This window comes from Acinetobacter sp. RUH 2624, assembly GCF_000162375.2.
GTDB lineage: Bacteria > Pseudomonadota > Gammaproteobacteria > Pseudomonadales > Moraxellaceae > Acinetobacter > Acinetobacter nosocomialis.
Genome location: NZ_KI391939.1, coordinates 661,752 through 681,353, shown reverse-complemented (window position 1 = coordinate 681,353; position 19,602 = coordinate 661,752). Strand labels below are relative to the sequence as shown.

Annotated in this window: 19 protein-coding genes and 1 pseudogene; 10 read left to right on the top strand and 10 right to left on the bottom strand. The window is 39.5% G+C overall.

What is annotated here, in order from left to right; translation table 11 throughout:
• Nucleotides 1-22 precede the first annotated feature (22 nt).
• From HMPREF0014_RS09935 to pobA, 3 genes are all read right to left on the bottom strand, one after another.
• On the bottom strand, nt 23-1,060 hold the full coding sequence (locus HMPREF0014_RS09935; protein ID WP_004887740.1) for a putative 2-aminoethylphosphonate ABC transporter substrate-binding protein: 1,038 nt from the start codon (nt 1,058-1,060) through the stop codon (nt 23-25).
• A 91-nt stretch (nt 1,061-1,151) separates the two neighbouring features.
• Entirely contained in the window at nt 1,152-1,874 is a 723-nt protein-coding gene (locus tag HMPREF0014_RS09930; protein WP_006581454.1) for a UTRA domain-containing protein, read from the bottom strand.
• Between the two features lie 175 nt (nt 1,875-2,049).
• Nucleotides 2,050-3,264, bottom strand: a complete 1,215-nt coding sequence (gene pobA, locus HMPREF0014_RS09925; protein WP_004887745.1) for a 4-hydroxybenzoate 3-monooxygenase — start codon at nt 3,262-3,264, stop codon at nt 2,050-2,052.
• Between the two features lie 141 nt (nt 3,265-3,405).
• Between pobA and pobR the strand changes: the two genes are divergently transcribed.
• Nucleotides 3,406-4,221 carry an IclR family transcriptional regulator PobR gene (gene pobR / locus HMPREF0014_RS09920; protein WP_004887747.1) on the top strand — a complete coding sequence of 272 codons (816 nt, stop codon included), beginning with the start codon at nt 3,406-3,408 and terminating at the stop codon, nt 4,219-4,221.
• Between the two features lie 56 nt (nt 4,222-4,277).
• Here pobR and HMPREF0014_RS09915 read toward each other — a convergent pair whose 3' ends face one another.
• Nucleotides 4,278-4,874: an NAD(P)H-dependent oxidoreductase gene (locus tag HMPREF0014_RS09915; RefSeq protein WP_004887748.1), complete on the bottom strand. Its 597-nt coding sequence runs from the start codon at nt 4,872-4,874 to the stop codon at nt 4,278-4,280.
• A 98-nt stretch (nt 4,875-4,972) separates the two neighbouring features.
• On the opposite strand from HMPREF0014_RS09915, the gene HMPREF0014_RS09910 reads away from it, so the two are divergent.
• The 3 genes from HMPREF0014_RS09910 (at nt 4,973) to HMPREF0014_RS09900 (ending at nt 6,801) form a co-directional block, all read left to right on the top strand.
• The gene (locus tag HMPREF0014_RS09910; RefSeq protein ID WP_004887749.1) at nt 4,973-5,884 is read left to right on the top strand and encodes a LysR substrate-binding domain-containing protein; all 912 of its coding nucleotides are present in this window, start codon (nt 4,973-4,975) and stop codon (nt 5,882-5,884) included.
• Between the two features lie 216 nt (nt 5,885-6,100).
• Nucleotides 6,101-6,451, top strand: coding sequence for a hypothetical protein (locus tag HMPREF0014_RS09905; RefSeq protein WP_004887750.1), 351 nt, complete (start codon nt 6,101-6,103; stop codon nt 6,449-6,451).
• Nucleotides 6,448-6,801, top strand: coding sequence for a hypothetical protein (locus tag HMPREF0014_RS09900; protein ID WP_004887751.1), 354 nt, complete (start codon nt 6,448-6,450; stop codon nt 6,799-6,801). The genes HMPREF0014_RS09905 and HMPREF0014_RS09900 overlap by 4 nt, the downstream gene beginning before the upstream one ends.
• 268 nt (nt 6,802-7,069) lie before the next feature.
• Here the strand turns inward: HMPREF0014_RS09900 and HMPREF0014_RS09895 are convergent, their stop codons facing one another.
• A complete protein-coding gene (locus HMPREF0014_RS09895; protein WP_004887752.1) occupies nt 7,070-7,984 on the bottom strand; it encodes an alpha/beta hydrolase in 915 nt (304 codons plus the stop codon).
• A gap of 24 nt (nt 7,985-8,008) precedes the next feature.
• The gene (locus tag HMPREF0014_RS09890; protein ID WP_004887753.1) at nt 8,009-8,929 is read right to left on the bottom strand and encodes an alpha/beta hydrolase; all 921 of its coding nucleotides are present in this window, start codon (nt 8,927-8,929) and stop codon (nt 8,009-8,011) included.
• 106 nt (nt 8,930-9,035) lie between these two features.
• Between HMPREF0014_RS09890 and HMPREF0014_RS09885 the strand changes: the two genes are divergently transcribed.
• A complete protein-coding gene (locus tag HMPREF0014_RS09885) occupies nt 9,036-9,923 on the top strand; it encodes a LysR family transcriptional regulator (RefSeq protein WP_004887754.1) in 888 nt (295 codons plus the stop codon).
• A gap of 53 nt (nt 9,924-9,976) precedes the next feature.
• On the opposite strand, the gene eat is transcribed toward HMPREF0014_RS09885, so the two are convergent.
• Entirely contained in the window at nt 9,977-11,392 is a 1,416-nt protein-coding gene (eat, locus tag HMPREF0014_RS09880; protein WP_004887755.1) for an ethanolamine permease, read from the bottom strand.
• Nucleotides 11,393-11,572: 180 nt separating this feature from the next.
• Between eat and HMPREF0014_RS09875 the strand changes: the two genes are divergently transcribed.
• From HMPREF0014_RS09875 to HMPREF0014_RS09865, 3 genes are all read left to right on the top strand, one after another.
• A complete protein-coding gene (locus tag HMPREF0014_RS09875; RefSeq protein WP_006581451.1) occupies nt 11,573-12,574 on the top strand; it encodes a phosphotransferase in 1,002 nt (333 codons plus the stop codon).
• Between the two features lie 74 nt (nt 12,575-12,648).
• Nucleotides 12,649-13,974, top strand: a complete 1,326-nt coding sequence (locus HMPREF0014_RS09870) for a hypothetical protein (protein ID WP_006581450.1) — start codon at nt 12,649-12,651, stop codon at nt 13,972-13,974.
• Nucleotides 13,975-14,282: 308 nt separating this feature from the next.
• The gene (locus HMPREF0014_RS09865; protein ID WP_009501085.1) at nt 14,283-15,317 is read left to right on the top strand and encodes an AraC family transcriptional regulator; all 1,035 of its coding nucleotides are present in this window, start codon (nt 14,283-14,285) and stop codon (nt 15,315-15,317) included.
• A 153-nt stretch (nt 15,318-15,470) separates the two neighbouring features.
• Here HMPREF0014_RS09865 and HMPREF0014_RS09860 read toward each other — a convergent pair whose 3' ends face one another.
• Nucleotides 15,471-16,811: an aspartate aminotransferase family protein gene (locus HMPREF0014_RS09860; RefSeq protein WP_004887762.1), complete on the bottom strand. Its 1,341-nt coding sequence runs from the start codon at nt 16,809-16,811 to the stop codon at nt 15,471-15,473.
• Nucleotides 16,812-17,046: 235 nt separating this feature from the next.
• Nucleotides 17,047-17,631: a TetR/AcrR family transcriptional regulator gene (locus tag HMPREF0014_RS09855; protein ID WP_004887764.1), complete on the bottom strand. Its 585-nt coding sequence runs from the start codon at nt 17,629-17,631 to the stop codon at nt 17,047-17,049.
• Between the two features lie 688 nt (nt 17,632-18,319).
• On the opposite strand from HMPREF0014_RS09855, the gene HMPREF0014_RS26075 reads away from it, so the two are divergent.
• Nucleotides 18,320-18,826: a hypothetical protein gene (locus tag HMPREF0014_RS26075; protein ID WP_004887766.1), complete on the top strand. Its 507-nt coding sequence runs from the start codon at nt 18,320-18,322 to the stop codon at nt 18,824-18,826.
• Between the two features lie 144 nt (nt 18,827-18,970).
• The gene (locus tag HMPREF0014_RS09850) at nt 18,971-19,465 is read left to right on the top strand and encodes a hypothetical protein (protein ID WP_020992208.1); all 495 of its coding nucleotides are present in this window, start codon (nt 18,971-18,973) and stop codon (nt 19,463-19,465) included.
• On the opposite strand, the pseudogene HMPREF0014_RS25315 reads toward HMPREF0014_RS09850, so the two are convergent.
• Nucleotides 19,433-19,602 (bottom strand): annotated as a pseudogene (locus tag HMPREF0014_RS25315) (IS5/IS1182 family transposase); the annotation flags it as partial. The gene HMPREF0014_RS09850 and the pseudogene HMPREF0014_RS25315 overlap by 33 nt on opposite strands.

The window sequence follows — 19,602 nt, the reverse complement described above, 5'->3', positions numbered from 1 at the left end:
AATGAGGCCCTTATCTAAAAGATCACTTTTCAAAGCGCTTTGACCATTCAGCCAAAATACGTTCACGCTGCTCGGCCGCCCAATAAAAATCATTTTTTACGAGCATTTGAGGAAGATTTTTTGGGAAACTCATGGTCGTATTTTCAATGCCTTTATAAGCCACCATTGAAAAGTTATGTGCATAAGCTTCATTTGCCGCTTTGCTTACCGACCAATTTATAAATTTTTGTGCGCTACTTAATTTTTTGGTCCCTTTCACAATTGCTGAAGCTTCCATTTCCCAGCCTAAACCTTCAGTTGGATAAACCACTTCTAAAGGTGCACCTTCTGCTTTTAACTTAAATGCCGGATAACCAAAAGAAACACCAATTGGAATTTCACCTTGTGCTGCCATCTTGCAAGGTTTTGAACCCGAGTGAGGATATTGTGAAATGTTTTTATCTAAAGCCTGCATATAGTCCCATGCCTGCTTTTCGCCCCAAATCTGCATCCAAGCCGTGACATCTAAATAGCCTGTACCACTTGAGGCTGGGTTTGGCATCACAATTAAGTTTTTATAAATTGGGTTGGTTAAATCTTTCCAAGTTTTTGGAATTGGTAGCTTACGCTTTTCTAATTCGACTTTATTGACACAAATTGCAGATTCCCATGCATCCATACCCGTCCAAGTCGGTACAGGTTTTTGGCTTACAAATTCCGGTTTTAAATTTTGGATGCCTTCTGGTTTAAAAGGCTCAAGCATGTCCTTTTTTTCCATGACCAGCAAACTGGTTAAAGCCACACCAAAAACCACATCCGCTTGTGGGTTTTTCTGCTCTGCCAAAAGTTTAGCCGTGATTACACCTGTTGAATCACGTACCCATTTTACTTTGAGTTCAGGATAGGCTTTATGTAATTCCTCTTGGTATTGCTTAAGCTGGTCGGCTTCCACTGCCGTATAGACTGTAATTTCTTCTGATTGTTTTGATGTTGCTGATGAACATCCCATTTGAATAGCGACCACTACACCTAAAACTGATGCAGTGCCGAGTTTAATTGTCTGTTGAACGTACTGTTTCATCTGCAAACCATCGAATGCAATTATTTGATGATCGTATTTCAACAGGTTTATATGACAGTTTAATTAATCTGGTTTAAACCAGATTGTATTTTTACGCTCGCGCTTCGAAATGTAAATCTAAAACATCATGTAGCCAATATTCTTGGTCAACATCGGTAATCACGCCTTCTTCATTTCTGTTGCTACGGCAAATATATAAACCCAGTGCCCCAACATTCACATGCAGTGCTTTAGCCTGTTGTTCAGATAAAGCAGTTGGATACAGGTTAATGTCAGCTCTGGTGATATGGCAGTTATATTGATTTGCCATCAGTAACGTAATGGATTGCTTGAGATCATGATTTAAAAACTCGGGGAAAAGTTCGGCATTTACACGTAAATGTTCAACTAAAACAGGGCGACCATTAATACAACGACGTCGCCAAACTGAATAAATCGGATGCCCTTTTTCAACTTTTAAATGCTTGGCATCCCAAGAAGTAGCCTGAGTCAGTTCACTCGAAATTACTTCTGTAGAAGGTTCATAGCCTTGTTCAATCACAAACTGATTAAAGTTTTTTGTCGATTGCGGATGATAAATAATACGAGGAGAACGAACATACCAACCACGGCGATCTAATCGATAAATCAAACCATCGGTTTCCAAAGCCAGTAAAGCTTCACGTGCAGCCACACGAGTGGTTTGAAACTGTTCAGAAAGCACTCTTTCTGATGGGAGTTTTGCGTGGGCTTCTAATACGCCAGATTCAATATCATGGGCAATTGCATCGCGAATAGGAATATATTTAGGTATGCGTGCTTGGTCCTGTTCCATACAAACTTAGAATTTATAAATAAAGAAATTAATAGCAATATACTGAAAAAATGTGACAAAAGCTTTTATTAATGCTGATATTTTAAGCAAAACAATCTCTTAAGCTATTACGTCCTACTTAAATTTTTATATAAAAAAAGAGCATTTTCATGCCCTTTTTATTTTTACTTAGCCTTTAGCTTGCGTGCTTAAAACGATCTATTTGCTTAATTTCATAAGGCAACCCAACATAGTTTTCAGCCAATGTGGTTTTACCCGCAATCGAACCAAGTACATAGCTCAACTCGGCTTGTTTAATCTTGTGGTCAAACTCACTTTCAGTTTCAAAACGATGCAATAAATGAGTCATCCACCAAGAAAAACGCTCTGCTTTCCATACGCGTTGTAGGCATTTTTCTGAGTATTCATTTATCCCTTGTTCGGAACCTTCGGCATAATATTCAATGAGTGCGCTTGATAAATAAGCAATATCAGATGCAGCGAGATTTAAGCCTTTTGCTCCAGTCGGTGGAACAATATGAGCGGTATCTCCTGCTAAAAATAGTTTTCCGAAACGCATTGGCTCGGTCACAAAGCTACGTAACGGCGCAATACTTTTTTCAATAGAAGGTCCTGTGACTAACTTTTCACGGCTTTCAGGGTCTAGGCGGTTTTTTAACTCATCCCAAAATTTTTCATCCGACCAGTCTTCGACGTGATCTGTTAAAGGGACTTGTAAATAATAACGGCTACGCGTTTCTGAACGCATACTACATAAAGCAAATCCACGTTCAGACTGTACGTAAATGAGTTCATCGGCTACAGGCGGGACATCGGCCAACACCCCTAACCAACCAAACGGATAAACTTTTTCAAAGGTCTTAATTTTGTCTTCTGGCACGCTGGCACGGCAGACACCGTGGTAACCATCACACCCTGCTATAAAGTCACACTGAATTTGAAAAGCTTTACCTTGATACTCAAACTCAACTTTTGGTTCAGTGTAGAAATCTTTTACCTGTACATTTTGAGCTTCATAAAATGAAGTGAGCTGTGCTGCTTCACGCGCAGTCATTAAATCTTTGGTGACTTCGGTCTGGCCATATACAGTTACTTGTTTACCACCTGTAAGTGCTGCCAAATCAACCCGATGCTTTTCACCATTGGTTAAGATTTCAATACCCGAATGCGGTAATCCTTTATCTTTTAAGTTTTGGTCAACGCCTGCTTGTTTGAGTAAGTCGACCGAAACTTGCTCTAAAATTCCTGCACGAATCCGTGAAGCCACATATTCAGCACTACGTTGCTCAACAATAATATGATCGATGCCAGCTTTATATAGGAGTTGCCCAAGCAATAACCCTGCTGGGCCAGAACCAATAATTGCAACCTGTGTCTTTAAAATATCCATAACTTCATCCTTGTTTCATCCTGACTTTTAAATTACTGGCTTTAAGTTTTGTTCACTATGTATCCAAGACGAAAATAACCGTTTATCATTTAGTTTGTCCGAATATCGGACAGAAACAATCAAAATAACAGGAATGAAAGGATGCCTTCTCTCGATGCTTTTCTAGAGCACCCGAACTCGCATGAGAAAATACGTCAAGATGACTACATTGCAGGGTTAGCAAAAGGTTTGGCTTTACTGGAAGCTTTTGGAACAGATCGGCAACGGCTTAATGTCACTCAAGTAGCCGAGCGAACCGGTATTAGCCGTACAGCGGCAAGGCGTTACCTAAAAACTTTAAAATACTTAGGCTATTTAGAAACCGATGAACATTACTTTTGGCTTACTCATCGCGTGCTGCGCTTTTCGAGTTCTTATCTAAGCTCTGCCCACTTGCCTAAAGTTGCTCAATCATTTTTAAATCTTTTGTGTGCACAGACATCTCTTACTTTTTCAATTGTGGTGTTAGACGATAACGAAGTGGTGCCGATTGCCCGTAGTTATTTACCACAGCAAGATAATTTACGTGTCAGCCCTTATGGTATGCATTTAGGAAACCGACTCCCTGCCCATGCCACTTCTACGGGTAAAGTATTGCTGGCAGCACTACCCGAAGAAGCTCAACATACGTGGGTAAAAACTTACGGTTTAAAGCGCTTAACACCATTTACCATAGTAGATGAATCAAAGTTTTTTGAAGTGCTTAAGGGTATTTCATTATCGGATTATTGTCTTTCCAAAGAAGAACATGAGCTTGGCGTAATTGCGATTGCAGTGCCCGTATTTAACGCCCAAGGTCAAGCCATAGCAGCGCTTAACTGCATGTCTCAAACTAACCGTGTACAAGAAGATTATTTGGTTCAGCAAATTTTGCCATTGCTGCGCAACACGGCAAATGAACTGAGAAATGTGATTTAAATAGACTTAGAAACTCTTGTTATCAATTAGAGGTACAAGAGTTTCAACCCATAATTTTAAATAGTGAATTCTTTAACTTGCTGGCTTGCCAGATCTAATGCATTGCTGCGATAAGCTTGCATGTCTAAGCCTTCTGCATAAATAAATTCAACATCATGAATGCCCATTAACCCTAACACTGCCTTGAGATAAGGCGTGACTGCCTCAGTTTCTTGGCCAACATGAATGCCGCCCCGACTGCTTACCACCACCGCTTTTACCCCTTCAACCAAACCTTGCGGGTAAGTTTCGGTGTAGCGGAATGTTTGTCTTGCTCGTGCCACTAAATCAAACCAGTTTTTGAGTTGAGTAGGCACATTTAAGTTGTACATTGGTGCGCCTATCACCAATAAATCAGCACTTTTTAACTCAGCAATTAATTCATCAGATAAAGCAACGATTTGCTGAATGTCTTGATTGTTATTTTCCGCACCACGCAGCGCCTGAAAAATTTCCAGATCTAATACAGGCAGGTTCATTTCAGCTAAATTGCGTATGGTGATGTCATCTTGCAAACCTTGATCTTTACGGTGTTCAAGCATTACATCAATTAAGCGATTGGTTTGTGAACCCTCACCCATAATGCTGGATTTTAATACCAATATTTTAGCCATGACTGTCTCCATATTTTTGATGAAGCCATAGTAACCCCACAATAAATTCAACAGTGGTGATATTATTTCTTGTCATTGGTTCCTTTTAGGCAACAATCATGCAACATGAACTAAGTGCAATATCTATATTTGTGACTGTGGTTGAAGCTGGAAGTTTTGTAAAGGCTGCCGAGCAATTACATTTAACTCGCTCAGCCATAAGTAAAAATATTGCTCGGCTTGAAGAACAGCTTGGTGTAGTTCTATTTAAAAGAACAACACGTTCACTCAGCATGACTGACGAAGGTGCTTTGTTTTATGAACATAGCCGCCGAGCGTTAAGTGAAATACAAAATGCAGCGGCTTTATTAGACCAAGGGAAAATTAATGCAACTGGTCGATTAAGAATGTCTGTGCCTGTACTTTTTGGGCAACTCTTTGCTGCCCCGCTCATTGTTAAATTTGCTCAGCAACATGCGGACTTACAGTTAGAAATTTCATTTAATGATCGAACTGTAGACTTGGTCGAAGAAGGTTTTGATTTGTGTATAAGAATCGGGGCACTGCCTGATACCACTCAGCTCGTTGCCAAACCGATTGGTCAGCATCGAATGCTACTTTGCGCCTCACCTGACTATTTAAATAAAGCAGGTTCCCTAGAACATATTGAAGACTTAGACATCCACACCACAATTGCCGATCCGCATTTTGGTCAAATAAAAAAGTGGCAACTTCAAAAGGAAAATAGCGAGCCTTTATTTATTAAGCCCAAAGCAAAACTTCTTTTAAATGACTTACAAGCCATTAAAAATGCAGCGCTTGCTGGAGGAGGTATCGCTTGGCTACCCGATTGGCTCATTCAAAATGAATTACAGGACGGTACGCTCGTACAAGTATTAGAAACCATGTCGAGCATTGCTTTTCCGATTCATTTGGTGTGGCCTACGCTACCCTTTATGCCACTCAAAACCCGTCTTGCAATTGATTATTTAGCGCAGCATTTACCGTCTGAACTGAACAAACAAGCTTAAAATAAAAGAGGCCTTAACATAAGGAATTAAGCTTTAATAAGCCTCGTCTTCTCAATCAAATTTTCAACCGTACCTCTTCACTATGCAGCGCACTTAAGATAACTGTTAAGTTATTCTTTTATTAGAAGAAAAATAATAAAGCAACGGTCAACTTTCTTGACACTAAAAAACGTTTATGTGAGTATTCGCTCGACTCACTTTACAAGAATTACTTATATGAAATATAACGTTATCGCATTGCTTACAGGTTTGTTATTGGTCTCTGCTGCTCACGCCGAGGAAGCCCCTATGGATGCAACTCACTTGGGCTTGAGAGCTTTTGTATACAATGCATTTACAGGTATAAAAAAAGCAGCGGATATGCCTCAATTTCCTAAAGGACATCCGTTGACGAAAGCTGAACTTTATAATGGTGTGGCGGCTGGTGTTCGAGTTCGTGGTAAAAACTGCAATAGTGTGGTTGACGCTCGTGCACTAGATGCCAATGGTTCAAAAATATCGGTGAAGTGTGCTGGCGGGGAAAGCTATCAAGTATTGCCTCTAACAGGTGAGGTTAAAGGTAAATGAAATCACGCATTTGCCTATTTGGGTTTGTTTCAGCAATGCTGATGAGCAATGTTAATGCGCAGACCCAACAAGAATTGTCTCAAGCCTTACTTGGTCAATTACTCGGTTTTACGCAAAATGTTTATTTTAATGCCAATCAAATAGCTGAAATGCCAAAGATGCCAACCGAGCGTGCTGCAACTCAGACCGAAATATTAGAGGCTGTGGCTAGTGCGCTGAGACTGCAACAACATCCATGTAGTTCGGTTTTAAATGCTGACTATGTTGATGAGAGTGGTAATCTGATATCAATTAATTGTGTGGATGGCAATTATGTCGTGGATGCACGACGTGGCAAGATCAATCCTTAATTCCCTTAAGCCGCCCCGTTAACGCCTACACCTTCTTACTCTCTGTAGCAGTGGTAAAAATGAACCCATGTGGCGGCTCTGTAATTAATTAGCACTTGGCTGCAACCATAGATGCCTATCGCTTTACCCCAAAGTTGCCATATACGCATTAACTTGTCGCAATGGCTACTTACGCAAACCAAAACTTTTAGAAAACGCTCCAACATCTTTTCCTGTTTAAATAATAAAAGCCCATTAACGGGCTTCTATTAAATAAATAATGTTAATTTTATAATTTCATTTTAAAGAAATCAGCAAGTACGTTCGAAGCTTCATTTACATATTTAGGAATGTCATATAACTCCATGTGGTTTGAACCTTCAATAATATGTAAAGTTTTATCCTGACTTGCAGCACGCTGAATTAGGTCTTCACTCATCCATTTACTACATGCAACACTTCCAGCAATTGCAATTAATGGTTGAGTTAAGAAAGCTTCAGCTTTGTTATAAGCATCGTAAGTAATAATTTGAGTTAAGCTACGGGCTGTTGCAACCCCTGGTGAGTTAGGGTGCTCAGCTCTTGGCGTATGGTAATATTCCCACGCCTGACGAAGCTCTTCATTCGGTGCATCTTCTTCTTTTAAAGGTGCAAGCGGAATGGTTGCAACATTTCCACTATTTGCATCTGCTGTACGCGCATCTGAACCCGCTTGGATATATGGAATAGCATCTGCATCTTTAACTGTGTTTTCCCAACCATTTCTGAACATTGAACCAATATTCACTGCACTTACCGTACCTACTGCTTTAATACGGCGGTCATTGATTGCTGCATTTGCGGCATATCCACCGCCCGCACAAATACCCATTGCCCCAATACGGTTTTGATCGACATAACTTAAGGTGGTTAAGTAATCAATCACGGCACTAATGTCTTCTGTACGAATGTAAGGATTTTCTAACTGGCGAGGTAAACCTGTACTTTCGCCCTGAAAACTTGCATCAAATGCAATTGCAATAAAACCTTGTTCAGCGAGCTTGGACGCATACAAACCTGCGGTCTGCTCTTTTACGCCTCCACCCGGATGAGCAACAACAATTGCTACGTACTTTTGTGTTTCATCAAAGTTTGATGGATAGTGAATATTTGCTGCAATAGTAATATCTTGACCATTTGAATTTTGAAATTTAACTGTATTCATGGCTAGCTCCTTTATAGGCTTAACTTAGATATTTTTTTGAAAAAATGGGATGAGTTTTGCTAATGCTTGTGCCACGGGTTCAGGCTTGTCATATAAATCGTAGTGAGACCAACCTTCTACAATCACAAGCTCTTTATTTTGTGAACGTGCTCGACCATAGATTTCCAAACTGTCTCGATATGAACCAAAACCACCGACCTTATCACCTGTAATCAGCAATAAAGGCTGTGTAAGTAATACTTCAGCTAAGTGAAATGCATCCCAACCAATTGCCACAGCCGAATGTGAAAATAATGTTTTAGCAACACCATTTGGTTGATAGCCACGATCGGTTTTGTAATAGTCTGTTGCTTCTAGTACATCAATATCTGTTATTCCAGCCGATTTGGCTTCTTCAACAGAACTTGGCAGCAAATCATCGATTCTTCTTGTTTCTCCGCGAGCTTCGGCAGTACGTTGTTTTGCAATAAGCTCTAGTTTCTCTAAAGGATTCCAGTTGCTAAAGCCTTCTCTCGACAAGCGACCAAAATTTATAGCGTCTACTGTAGCAACCGCCTTAATCCGTTTTTCGGTCATTGCAACATTGAGTGCGTAACCACCGCCCCCGCAAATTCCTAATACGCCAATTCGGTTTTCATCGACATAGTTCAGCGTCATCAAATAATCCGTCACTAAACGGAAGTCTTCTACACGAAGTACCGGATTTTCTATTGAACGTGGTTCACCGCCACTTTCACCCTGAAAACTTGCATCAAATGCAATCACAATAAAGCCAGCTTTTGCTAATGCTGCACCATATACATTTCCAGAGGTTTGTTCTTTACAGCTTCCGATTGGGTGTCCACTAATAATTGCTGGGTATTGAATACTTTCATCAAAATTTTCTGGGAAATAGAGATTTGCTGCGATTTCCCAATAAGGTGCTTTAATTTTTACGTTTTTCATTGTTGACTCACCTGTGTTGAACTTCATGAAAAACATAGTAACAAGCAAATATTATTCTGATTAAATGCTATAATCTGATCGTAACTATTAGTAGAACTTATGAATCATGAAAATTAATCTGAATGATTTAAAAACATTTTCTGAAGTAGTAAAAACTAAAAATTTTACGAAAGCTGCGGCATATATGGGCGTGACCCAATCGGCTGTAAGCCAGAGTATTAATAATCTTGAAGCACAATTAGGGATAAAGCTATTAAACCGTTCTACCCGTAGTCTCACCCTTACAGAAGCAGGTTCGCGCCTTATAGAGCTCGTCGGTCAAAACATTGAAAATATTGACTTAGGCATAGAACAAATTAGCTCGATGAAAGACCTGCCAAGTGGTCATGTGCGTATTTCTGCCGATGCATTTACCATTAAGTATTATTTATGGCCAAAGCTTAAAAAGCTTGTAAAACAATATCCCGATATATCTTTGGAACTGACTTCAGAAAACAGACGAATTGATATTGCAAAAGAAGGATATGATGCTGGAGTACGTGTTGGAAACTTGGTAGAAAAAGATTTAATTGCGGTTCCGATTAGTAAAGAAATTCCCTTCCGATTGGTCGCTTCACCTGAATATTTAGAAAAGTACGGAACACCACAATCTGTAGACGATCTAAAAAAGCACAAAGGTATTTATATCCGTCTTTTAACTGATAACTCTTTAATGGCATGGGAGTTTAAAGATAAAAATAAAAGTGTATTTTTTAGAGGCCCCGTTCAACTGGTCATGACCAGTTTAGATGAAATGCTTGATGCTGTACTTGATGGTTGCGCAGTAGCTTATTTGCCCTACTTTCTAGTGAAACCAGCTTTAGAAGAAAAAAAATTAGTAAGTTTATTAGACCAACACGCTGTTACCTTGCCACCTTTTTATTTGTTTTATACGAGCCGTCGCTTAATGTCCCCTGCCTTTAAAATTGTTAAAGATACGTTGAGTGAGATATAACTTATAAAAGCTAAAAAGAGGCCGAAGCCTCTTTATTTTTAATGCACTCAAACTCAGTCATCAATCATGGCGAACTCTTGTTCAGGCGTACCTTTCACTAAATGGTGACGGCTATATAACAAGTAATAAAGTATAAATCCGACATAAATCAGCGCGGCCAATAACCAAACTTTTGGATTCACCATTAACCCTGCCACTACAGCAACAGCAGCAAGAATCAAGGCGATACAAGACGTCCATATTCCTCCAGGCGTTTTATAAGGGCGTGGTAATTCAGGGCGAGACAAACGTAATTTGATATGTGAGAGCATCATCAACACATAAGAAATGGTTGCGCCGAATACTGCCATTAAAATGAGCAGGTCACCCTCACCTGTTAAAGAGAGTAAAAAGCCAATAATGCCCGGAATAATAATGGCCCAATATGGCGCTTTATTTTCATTGGTAAGCGATAAGTTTTTTGGTAAATATCCCGCACGTGACAATGCAAAGATCTGACGTGAATATGCATAAATAATTGAGAAGAAACTTGCGACAAGTCCAGCAAGACCTACAAAGTTAACAAAGCTTGCCAACCATGTGTGCTGACCATACACCGCAATGAGCGCATCAACTAAAGGTGCTCCCGAATTTTTTAATGCATTTGAACCCGCTGCGCCTGCTCCTAAAAATAATATTAGAAGTGCAAACGATGCCAATATCAGCATTGAACCAATCAAGCCTCGTGGCAATGAACGTACTGGATCTTTTGCTTCTTCGGCTGCCAGTGGCACTCCTTCAACTGCAAGAAAAAACCAGATTGCATAAGGTACTGCGGCCCATATTCCCATATAGCCAAACGGTAAAAAGCGACTCGCACCTGCATGAGAACTGACTGGAATATCAAACAAACGAGCACTGTCAAAATGTGGAAGCATCGCAACAATGAATACAACCAGTGCAATAGAAGCAACGGCGGTAATTCCAAACATGATTTTCAGCGCTTCACCTGCACCTTTCAGATGAATACCCATAAAAACTAAATAGCAAATTAAATAAACAGCCCAGCCGCCAACTCCAAAGAGTGATTGGCAATATGACCCAATAAATACGGCAATGGCAGCAGGTGCAATTGCATATTCAATTAAAATCGCAGTTCCTGTGAGGTAGCCTCCAAAAGGACCAAATGCAACGCGGGCAAAACTATAGCCACCACCAGCAGTGGGCAACATTGTTGACATCTCAGACATCACAAAGCTCATGCAAAGATACATAAACGCGACGATGACTGTTGCAATAAAGAGTCCCCCCCAGCCGCCTTGTGCCAGTCCAAAATTCCAACCTGCAAAGTCACCCGAAATGACGTAAGAAACACCCAACCCCACTAAAAGTAACCAACCTACTGCCCCCTTTTTTAACTGACGTTTTGCAAAATACTCTGCGTCCTGTTGTAAAGCACCAACATCTACGCTTAATTCTGACTCTTTCATTGTCGTATGCCTTATCGACTAAATTTACACCACCAATAGTTGCGCAAAAGATATTCATAAAACTTGACAGCAAAACATCTCCCCGACCACTTGAAGTCAAGTTGATTCATTTTTTCTTTTATAAGATCGACGGCATCTCAACACGAAACGTGTTTAAAAATTAAATTGAGGAGATGGGTTATGTCTGTAGAACAAAATGAATTTTTAAGCCAAGTTCAATTACAAATACTGGCAGAACAAGCAATTAAGCAATATCCATCAGACTATCAAGGACAGGTCAAACTACTGTGTCAGTCTGAAAATGCAACCTATCAAGTTTCGACTGGATCTGCCCGATATGCACTTCGAATTCACCGTCCGAACTATCACAGCAAACTCGATATACAAAGTGAGCTTGAATGGTTAGATGCTTTAAATGCGAGTGGAATCCAAGTTCCTGTTGCGATTGCAGATCAATCGGGTGAGCGCGTCATCACTTTAAAGCTATCGAATGATATTTATCGTTATGCGGTACTTTTCAACTGGGTTGAGGGCGATATGCCGACTGTTGAAGTTGACCCCACTGCATTTGAGCAATTAGGACAAATTACCGCAAAGTTGCACGTACATAGTAAGACATGGCAAGCGCCTGAAAACTTTCAACGTATTGTGTGGAATCATGAAACCATGGTCGGTGCAGATGGACACTGGGGAAATTGGAAAAATGCCCCTCATTTAAGACCACAAGATCACGGCGTGATTGAAGAAGCCATTACACAGATTTCGAAAGATTTAAATTTCTTTGGCAAAACCCAAGAACGCTATGGCCTGATTCATGCCGATTTGCGTTTAACCAATCTATTACTACAACAAGAACGTATCGGCGTGATCGATTTTGATGACTGCGGAATGAGCTGGTTTATGCATGACCTTGCTGCTGCGATTAGCTTCAATGAACACTATGCAAATGCACCTCATTGGGTTGATTACTGGTTAAAAGGCTACGAGCGCGTAGGTCTTATTCAGTCTGAAGAATATGAAATGATCCCGACTTTTATTATGCAACGCCGCATTCAAATGATGGCTTGGAATGGTTCTCACGCACAAACAGAAATGGCTCAAAGTCTTGGAGACCAATGGTCCAATGAAACTGTGCGTCTCTGCAAAAAATATCTAAACGGACAAATGCCTGTCGGACTTTGAAAAGTGATTTAGATCGCTTTTCTTCATTTTCAATTTTTAGTTTTTAAATTTTATAGAATTTAAAGGAAGGGTTTATGCAAGCTACCCATCAACTGAGCAAAGTTGCCAAAGCACTATTACTCACCAGTAGTCTGGCAAGCATGATTGCTCTAAGCGCATGTAACTACAACCCTCTACAAAGCACATCTCCCGCAGTCACTATTCCCCAAAAGGAATATATTCAAAAAGGTCAATGGGACGCTTTTAACTTTGACCAACTTAATCAATTAATTGCTAGCTATGGAAAAGATAGCCCGAACTATAACCCTGAAAAACGCCCGTATATTGTCACTGACTTTGACAATACCTCGGTATTTTTAGACATCGAAGAAGCAACTTTAATTTATCAGCTTGAACACTTAGCGTTTAATGTCACGCCAGAACAGCTTAATCAGATTATTCGTAAAGGAATTAGCTCGCAAAACTTTGAAGCGGCCTACAATAACCAGCAAGGCCAAGCCGTCAATATTGATAAAATTGCCCCAGATATTATTGCGAGCTACACATGGCTTTATCACCACTATAGCGGTCTCAAAGGTAAGCAAAGTCTGGATCAAATTAAACAAGATCCGCATTATCTCGATTTCATTACTAAAATGAGATATCTATATGCGGCAATTGGAGACACCTTTGATCATGAAGTTGCATATCCATGGGTCACTTATTTATTTACTGGGCTTACCGAACAAGAAGTCCGTAATTTGGTAAAAGCAACGGTGGCTTGGCAAATGCAGCAACCGATTGGACCTGTGGCATGGGCTTCTCCCGTAGCACTTTCGGGCCAAGCAGGCGTTGTGAAAACCACTTGGGAAAATGGTTTAAGGCCATACCGTGAAATGCAAAATCTATTTAAGGCCTTTCTGGACAATGGCATTGATGTCTATGTATGCTCGGCATCTTTTATTGATGTGATTAAGGAAATTATTTCTAATCCAGAGATCGGCTATAACATTAATGAAAAAAATGCCTATGCCATGGAGTTGGAACGAGATGCACAAAACCGAATTTTACCCGAGTTTCGTCATGGCTATGCGCAAACTCAAGGTAAAGGCAAAACTGCAACCATCCAGCGTTTTTTAGTCTCTAAATATGGTTACGGGCCAATTTTTATCGCGGGTGACAGTGAAGGCGATCAAAATATGATGCAAGATTTTGCGGCGACTCAGAAGGTACTAATTATTAATCGATTGCGCAGTCCAAGTTCTGATATCGGCAAGTTTTCTCAGCAAGCTGTGCAGAGCTACGGTCAAGCCAATACTAAGTTCTTACTACAGGGCCGCGATGCCAACACAGGTCAATTTAGACCCTCAATGGCTAGTTTAAGTTATGGTGCGCAAACGGCGAAAACTACAAAAAATTAGTATTTCACTTATTTTCTCATGCCTACAATACATGTTGTATGCATGAGAAGCCGCTTAATTTCTTGTTTTAGTTCTGCCCTGTTTGCCTATCTCTAATGCATTTTCTGCCTTCTTTTAGTTCGCTACCCAACCTAAAATACAACTCTTGATCTCTTCTTAAAGAATCAAGCCTGAAACTTAAAACAGCAACACATAAGTCATTATTTTATAAAAACTTTTAACAACACAAAATCATGGACGTAAGCAAAAACTGGTATGGCTTTTGCTTAATATAAGAATAGTTAGGAATAAATATCATGAGACTTGACATGTTACATCTCAACCCAGCTCATCTTGTCGACTCAAATATGTGTAATCAAGGTGTATTGTCTGCAGCTGCCTCTGGATTAAGCGAGTTTATTTGTCAAAAAGGTGCCGATGTTGATCGCGTTTTAGGTATTAGTGGTATTAATCCTGAACTTTTAATCAGCCCAACTCTAAGCTTACAACTACCCAATTATTGCAAGGTGCTAGAACAAGCAGCGCTGGTTTCTGGTTGTGATAATTTTGGCCTGCATTATGGTCAACAGTTTCAACCGAAATCATTAGGGCTCATTGGGTACATTGGTCTTTGTTCAAACACATTAGAGTCTGCACTCATGAACATGACCAATAATTTTTATTTGCATCAGAAAGATACCCTTAATCGAATGGTCGATTTGGGAGATAGCTGGCGCATAGATTATCAGGTTCAACACGGCGCAATTTTAACTCGCCGCCAAGATGCAGAACTGACCATGGGCATGTTTATGAATGTGATTCGTGAAGTGATGGGTCCTCATTATTCACCTCGCGCGATTCACTTTGAGCATACTCGACCTGAATTCTGGCAAGAACATAGTAAATTATTTAACGCGCCTGTTTATTTTGATCAGCCTTTTAACTCCATCATCATTTCAAAAAAAGACGTCCAGCATACTATGCCGGGGCGTGATTCTATTTTATTAACAGTAATTTTAGATACGCTGTTGTTACTCAATCGCTCTTCTCAAAGTCAAAGTCTTGCAGATCAGGTTCGTTCTCACATCCAACTTGAACTGAGTGAAGGTGAACCAAACCTTGAAAAAATCGCTCATGATATTGGTTTAACGAGTTGCACCCTTACCCGCCGTTTAAAAAATGAAGGACTCACCTTTACCCATTTAGTCGATCAGGTCCGTTGTGAATTGGCTGAACATTATATTAAACAGAAAAATATTCCAATTTCAGAAATGGCATTCCTGCTAGGTTACTCAGAAGTAAGTGCTTTATCTCGTGCATTTAAGCGCTGGTTTGGTGTTACACCACGTCAATTAAGACACTAAAACCTTGCAAATACAGGCCTTGAATAAAGGCCTTTTTATTATTTACGCAATTCGAGATAACTTCTAAAGACGAATAAAATAATTGAACAACAAAATACCCCTCAAATTAGATTTAACATCCAACTTGAAGGGTATGTTTTATATTTAAGCGACTTACTTTAATTTTGTTAAGGCTTGATCCAAAGCACCGACTAACCAATCGATATCTTTTATTTGGAAAGCCAAAGGTGGGCGCAGTTTTAATACGTTGCCATAAGGACCTGCAACTGAGGTTAAAACTCGATGAGTATTTCTGAGTTCCTCAATAAGATTCAAAGCCAATGCTTTATTCGGCTCTTTTGTGGCTCTATCTTTAACCAGTTCAAATCCTATAAATAGACCAGCGCCACGGACATCACCGACCATCTCATGTTTATCCATAAGTTTAGTGAGTTCTTTTAGAAGTAGCCCCCCCACATATTTGCTATGGGTTTGTAATTCTTCTTCCTGAATGACTTTAAGTACCGCCTGTGCCGCTGCCATAGAAACAGGATTACCACCAAAGGTATTAAAATATGGAATTTTATCGCTAAAAGCAGCAAGAACTTCACTCTTGGCTAAAAGCCCTGACACTGGAACTCCGTTACCCATTGGTTTACCTGTGGTAATGATATCAGGCACAACATTGTGTCGACCAAAGCCCCAGAACGAATCGCCAGTGCGTGCGAAACCCGGTTGTACTTCGTCAGCAATAAAGATACCGCCATTGGCATGCACAACATCAACCGCTTTTTGTAAGAACCCAACAGGATTAGGCATCACACCGTCAGAAGAGAATATTGAGTCCGCTAAAAAACCTGCAAACTTGATCCCTTTTGCGTTCATATCGTCAATTTGTTGCTGGATCTGCTGTGCAAACCATGTGCCTAAATCATCAGTTTGAATTCGATAATAATCAGGTGCCGGAACTAGACGAGTTGTAGCATCTAAAGGTTGCTCAGTTCCAAGCGCTGGAGAGCATCCTGAGGTTAAGCTACTGGTTCCATGATACGACTCTTGAGACACAATGATTCCTGTACCGCCGCTATATTCACGTGCAATACGAATCGCTAAATCATTCGCCTCCGAACCAGTACACATATACATGGCACGGTCAATTTCATCGGGAGTGGTCTGTAAAAGTTCTTCGGTATAATCCAAAATATTTTCATGTAAATAGCGAGTATGGGTATTGAGCATTTTCATTTGCTCATTTACCGCTTCAATCACGGCAGGATGACAATGACCAATACTGGCAACGTTGTTGTAAACATCCAGATATTGATGACCTGCTGCATCCCATAAATATTGCCCCTGTCCTTTCACCAGATGCACGGGATTACGATAAAACAAGCGATAGGATTCACCTAAAATTTTATTTCTTTTATCGGTCAGTTTGCGGGTAGCATGGTCCAGATCAGCAGCATGTTCTGGACGAAAGCTATTGGTATCCATAATGGTTGAACGCGTACCCATGAATGACTCCTCTATTTATATTCAGCATACTTTTGCACGAGACGATGACTCACTTAGGCAACTCATATGCTGATTCGAAATATTTCAGTATTTGATTGAAGTTACGCAAACCATATTGCTTAAGTATCTTTAAAAAAACTTGACCTCAGACCACTTAAGCCACGTTTTGAAGTCAACTTATTGGTCTGATATTGCAATGCTCAAAGCTCATCTAATCGCTATTTATCATTAGGGCTTATGCTTCCCGTAATCGTGGGCTAAAATTTCTAGCAAAAGAATTTAGAAAACAATCCAACACCACATCTCGTTCATCCAAACTGTTCGAGCCTAAAACTTGTAGCAATAAACCGTCTATCAGGTTTACCACCATGTTGGCATCGAATTGTGGCTCGTGGATTTCTCCGCTAAAAATCAGGTCAAAAATTTCATGGCGCAGCCACTTTCGGTACTCAACCGCCATACGGTAAGCCTGCGGGTGAAGTAGTTTTATTTCAAAAATAGCTTTTAGTAAAAGGTTATAGAGGCTGTTTAAATTAGTATGTAATACAATAATTTCTTTGAGTTTATCTTTTGACGCGTAATAACGGCTTGAGTAAATAATAGCGAGCACTTTCTCTCTGAGCAGGCTTTTTTGAAAGGCGATGCACATTTCAACTAAGCGTTCTTTTGAGCCAAAATATTTATAAAACGTAGATTTGGTGATTTGGGATTGTTTAGCAATCAGGTCTACACCTACGGTGTGAAAGCCGCGAGTGGTAAAGAGTTGGATTGCAGTTTGAATAACCTGTAATTTTTTGGAAGAGATTTCTAAATTTCGCATAATTTTTCCGTTATAAATTCTTGTTGTTTCTAAAAGAGAAAAAAGCCTGTGCCACTTTTGGGAGAAAAAAGGCACAGCAAAGCCGTAAGACGGTGCTTGGCACATCTCAAGTTTGTTGTTGCTAAGTTTTAAGTAAAAATGACTTTAAGCCTGAAAACCCTAAAGGCAATCAAGCTGCTTTAATTTTTAAGCTGTGTCGTTATAGCTTTTGGCATTGATAGCCAAGAAATAATGGATGTGCAAAGCCAACTCCTTTTTTATTGGGAGTTCTGCCAAAACATTAAAATTAGGGTGGCAGAACGAGAAAGGGTTCGCGGACTGGGAAAGATAACCAGCACACCCGAAGGTGTCCCTCTCCCGTCCTACCGCTACGGGAGGAGACGAGGAGTTTACACATAAGAGTATCCCTCAGACGGTATAACTCTGATGTGATCTTTCACCACGGTCCGCGACGACCGTCTGGCAATGTGGCCAGCAGGCAAAGAATAGTGCCCAACCCTTTTACAGTCAAGCACACAAAATGCCATTTGTTTTAAATTAAATCATTAGAAAAGTAAGGCTAAATAATTAGTGGGTTATTGTTAAGTGGGGAAATAAAAACAGCCTTAAGATGGAATGTTTTATTTGAGCTAGAAAGATTACGTATAAGGTATATTATGTTGATTTTAAATAATCTAAATTATTCAGTATGAAAAAATTAGACTTCCAAATAAGTAAGATAACAGAAGTAAAAGATCCTATTTACTATGGAGATGATTTTTTACATTTGTATATTCATACTGAACAAGCAAGCTATATTCAATTTTTTTGCTTGGATTTGTTTTACTATGAAGACAATTTTAATGAGTTACTTGCATGTATTCTGAATAAAGAGACAAGAGCAGACTATTCATTTAGAGAATGGATTGTTAATACAGAGTTTAAAGAAATATCCATCGAAGAATTAGTAATACAAGCTAATGGTCTAATAAATCAATTAGATATGATTTTAAAAGAATCTCCAGCGAGCTTAAGTGCCAAACTCTTGAAAGAATACTTATGTACTTTAAATTTTGAAAATACTACAAATAGTTATGAAATCTTAGGTTGTTCTAAAATTGTCCCTAATAGTCCTGATGAAGGCGGCCCAAATTATCAATTTTTTTGGGAAAATAAGGGAAAATTTTACTTTTTACACATTCATTTAGAATCATAAATTCTTCTATTTAACACAATCGACGTTATCTGAAGTATAAAAAATTCTATCTGAGAAAAACTTTTCAATATAAATGTACTCAGATGTTTTATACTAGGTTTAATATACTAACTTTATTCAAGCCAATAGATCATATCTAAAACTATGGAAAGAAATGAATACCAAGAAGAAAAACACACAAAGTTCATTTATTCGAGTAAAAGACGTATTCAACGAAGGGTTCTACAATTAGAGAAACTTACAGCCGAGGCCATTCATAACTATATTCACCTCAACTACAAAGATGAATGGTTTGAAAGTAACTTTTCAATTTTAAGTTGTTGGAAATTCTCTAAAAAAGACTTTGATAATGCCGACAAATTTTGGTGTGATGCCATTTATTTTGAAGACTTTCATATAGAAAATGAACGAGTATTTACTTTTAATGGACACGCATGGATTGGCTTGGCAAGTAATGTCGACTCTGAATGGAAAGTTCCAGTCTCAGGCAAATTTTTTATCAGTTCAAATGGGAAAACTTTAAAAAGCTATACCTTAACTTTTTACAATGAAAGGGCTTTGTTGCATAAACATTCAAAAGCTGAGTTCTCCCCAATCCATTCAAATTTAAGACACAACTTGGGTGCGAGGTCTACCTAATTCCGTAAATCTATTCAGAACTGCCACACGCGCATGAATTTCATTGACCTGACTTTGAAAATGTCTTGCCGTCAGCCTATCACCTAATAATTTGATGCAATGCATCTTGGTTTCCACCAAACTACGACGGTGATAAC